This window comes from Exiguobacterium sp. A1_3_1, assembly GCF_048985645.1.
GTDB classification, from domain to species: Bacteria; Bacillota; Bacilli; order Exiguobacteriales; family Exiguobacteriaceae; genus Exiguobacterium_A; species Exiguobacterium_A indicum.
Genome location: NZ_WBYY01000242.1, coordinates 1 through 3,715 on the forward strand (window position 1 = coordinate 1; position 3,715 = coordinate 3,715).

Genomic DNA, 3,715 nt, shown 5'->3' on the forward strand with positions numbered 1-3,715 from the left:
GCGCTCAGGACGAGCTTCGTGGTACATAGCAAGAGCTGCTGCTGGAAGACCGAACATCATGAACGGGAATTTACCAGTCATGAATGTACCAGCAGTCAATTCAACGTTATCTTTCAATTGAGCGAAGAAGATCGCTTGGTCACCACGAACGACATCACCTGCTGCATTCGTGTACGAACCGAATTCGAACCAGAATGGTGCATAGAAGATGTGGTGAAGACCGAATGGAATCAACGAACGTTCGATGAGACCGAAGACGAATGCTGCGAGTGTTGGGTTCTTCTCCATCATGAAGTGGGAGAACGAGTTCAATCCGTCCTGAGCGAACGGCCAAACGAATACAAGTACAAGACCTGCGAACAATGAAACGACAGCAGTGACGATTGGAACGAAACGTTTACCAGCAAAGAATCCGAGGAACTGCGGCAATTCGAGATTATGGTACTTCCCGTACGCCCAAGCTGCAATCAGACCGATGATGATACCACCGAATACCCCAGTTTGAAGTGTTGGGATACCGAGTACGTTTGCATACCCTTGACCGTTAGCAACCATTTCTGGTGTAACGCCGAGCCAAACGCTCATTGTTTTGTTCATGATCAAGAATCCGACGATTGCCGCGAGTCCGGCTGCGCCGTCCCCTGCAAGACCAATCGCGACACCGACCGCGAATAAGAGTGCTAAGTTACCGAAGATGATATCCCCGGCTGCTTCCATCAATTTTGCAACCTTGATGATTGCATCATTTTTCAAGAACTCGAGTTTTGACGTCAAGTTCGGATTTTGCATCGCGTTACCGAATCCGAGTAGGATACCGGCAGCTGGCAAAATCGCTACAGGAAGCATCAACGCTTTACCGACACGTTGAAGAACAGCAAAAATCTGTTTGAACATGTGTGTTTCCTCCTTTTCCTGTTAAGAGCGAAGTATGATGAATAATGCCAATGATTGAGACGAAAAAAGTCAGACATCTGACCGTTTTTTTACAGAAAAAAATCAGGCACGAGCGGATTGTAGACAATAGACTTATCCCGTTGCATAACGGAAATAAAGCTTCTTGCCCGACATCCCACTCATGCCTGATCGTATCAGTAACACGTAGTCCGTGCGGTCATTTACCTGAATCGTACTGCACTAAGCGTTGCAGATGCATCGTAAGATACGTCGCCTCACCGCGCGGTACCGCTTTCTTCAACTGACGTTCCATGATAGACATCAGCTCCCAAGCAGTATCATAGCATAGCGGATATTCTTCACGCAATAGCTTTTCTACTTTTTCTGGAGCCTCTAGATACTCCCCATTGGAAACCCTTTCAATCGCTGAACGAAGATGCCGAATCAGACGCTTGTAATCAAGCGATTTTCGATCGATTTTAATCTCCAGTCGCTGTTCGATATGACTAGCAATTAAACCGACGAGTTGATGATGGCGGTTGACTTCGAGTACGTCTTTGAAGTTCGTCGCTGAATGAATATGAAGTGCGATGAATCCTGTCTCAGCTGGAGGCAGGTAAAAATTCATCTCGGCACTGATGAACTCGACGATTTCTTCTGCAAGGGCGTACTCTTCCGGATACAAGGCTTCCGTTTCAGCAAGAAACGGATTCGTGACTTCCATTCCTTGTTCCAGTCGCTTGAACGTAAACGTCAAATGATCCGTCAATCCGATATGGATATGTTCGTCGACCTTTTTTCCGAAGCGTGTCTCGATCATCGAGACGATCTCGTTCATCAACGCGATGAAATTCTCATCGAGATGACCGACGAGCGCCTTATATTGATCCTGTTCTTCTTTATCCTTCAACGTGTAGACTTTTTCCAACTTGTCGAGATCTGTCAGTTGATCGCCTGGCTTCCTACCGAAGCCAATCCCTTTCGCGAGGATAATGACTTCCTGATTCGCACCAGTCGAACAAATGACGACATTATTATTCAATACCTTGATAACGTGGTACATTTGTTTATCCATTCGCTCTCAACCCAATCTGCTCTTACACATTTATTTAAAGACATTGTTTTTATTATAACGGTTTTTCAGACACGAAAAAAGCCTACTTACTCAAGTAGACTTTAAAACATTTGGTAACCGCTCTTACGCAAGAAGCGAATCGATAGACCGGCGATGATGATTCCGGCAAGACCAGCCGCGAACATCGTGATATCCGCTGTCTGTAGACCAGCAATCCGGTCCCCAAGATTCGGAATCGCTTCACGAGCATTCGTGAAGTATTCGAGCGTCGATTGGTTGTCGATCATCATGATGATGATGACCGGATAGAGTACGAGCATCACCCATGTACTCCGCAACAACATGTTTAAGATGAATCCGATACTAAAGAACATGACGAGATAAAGTACACTCCCGATCACGGCTTGAATGATATGCATACTGTTCCCCCTTTGAATCTCTTCTAGTATAACCGACAAAAAAGGCAAATGCACGAGTGTACATTTGCCTAAAACGTGAACTTAGAACTTCCCTTTTTTGATCGCAAGACCAAGCTTTTTCAGTTCGAAGAAGTGTTTGTTGTCGATGACTTTTTTCATGAACGATGCGTTACGACCGTAGATCTTCTTACCAAAGACCATGCCGATGCCATCTTTGTGACCAAGCGAAGCGACCGTTCCTTTGTTCTCGTACGTGAACGTCGATGTTTGACGGCCCGCGATGAGTGCTGCGATGTTCTCAGCGACTTTGTGTGCTTGTTGTGTCGCGATTTGTGCAGTCGGTGGATACGGACGGTTCGAACTTGGGTCCATGACTGCTGAACAGTCACCGATCATGAAGACATTGTCGTGTCCTGGAACACGGAGATCTTCTTCAACGACGACACGGTTACGCATCGCTTCGAAACCAGATGCTGCAACGACAGGGTTACCGCTGACGCCACCAGTCCAGATGATCGTGTTCGCTTCGATCGTCTCAGTCGTGTCGCCTTGAAGCGGACCGAATGTGACGCTTCCTGGTCCACATTCCTTGATGCCGTTACCGAGTTTGAACTCGATGCCTTGGCGCTCAAGCCATTTGTGTGCATAGTTGACGAGATCTGCATCGAATCCTGGAAGGACTGTCGGTGCTGCCTCGATGTTGACGACACGAACGAGTTCGCGTGGAATGTCATATTGTTTGCACAGTTCTGGAATACGGTTGACGAGCTCACCCATGAACTCGATTCCTGTGAATCCAGCACCACCAACAACGATCGTCAAGAGTGAACGATCTTGTGATCCTGTTGTTTTGTACTGTGCGAATGAGTAATCGATATGTTCCTTGATTTTACGGACGCTGTTCAACGAGCTGATCGTCAGCGCGTGTTCCTTCAATCCTTTGATACCGAATGTTTCAGGAACGCCACCGAGAGCAACGACGACGTAATCGTAAGGAACTGTTCCGCCATCTTGTAAGAGAACCGTTTTAGCAGCCGTGTCGACTTTCTCAACGATACCTTTGACAAGTTTGACGCGTGACGGGTTGATGACATCATTGATGTAGATGCGCGCTTGCTCCGCAGACATCGTACCTGCAGCTGGTTCATGCAACCAAGTTGTTTGGTAATGATAGTCGTGTTTGTTAATCAACGTGATGTTCGCTTGATCGACGCCGAGTTTCTTTTGAAGGTTGACTGCTGTGATCAATCCACCGTAGCCCGCTCCAAGAATAACAATGTTAGGTGTGTTCATGTTCCTGTCTCTTATACACATCTCCGAGCCCACG

4 protein-coding genes are annotated in these 3,715 nt (G+C 46.9%); all 4 read right to left on the minus strand.

The annotated features are described in order from the left end of the window. On the minus strand, positions 1-894 hold an 894-nt coding region (locus F8N00_RS16980; protein ID WP_421018644.1), incomplete at its 3' end, for a PTS transporter subunit EIIC. A 217-nt stretch (positions 895-1,111) separates the two neighbouring features. After that, a complete protein-coding gene (gene glcT, locus F8N00_RS16985; RefSeq protein WP_023469132.1) occupies positions 1,112-1,969 on the minus strand; it encodes a glucose PTS transporter transcription antiterminator GlcT in 858 nt (285 codons plus the stop codon). A gap of 101 nt (positions 1,970-2,070) precedes the next feature. After that, entirely contained in the window at positions 2,071-2,388 is a 318-nt protein-coding gene (locus F8N00_RS16990; RefSeq protein ID WP_023469133.1) for a YuiB family protein, read from the minus strand. Positions 2,389-2,469: 81 nt separating this feature from the next. Next, a complete protein-coding gene (locus tag F8N00_RS16995) occupies positions 2,470-3,681 on the minus strand; it encodes an NAD(P)/FAD-dependent oxidoreductase (protein WP_029342410.1) in 1,212 nt (403 codons plus the stop codon). Between the last annotated feature and the right edge of the window lie 34 nt (positions 3,682-3,715).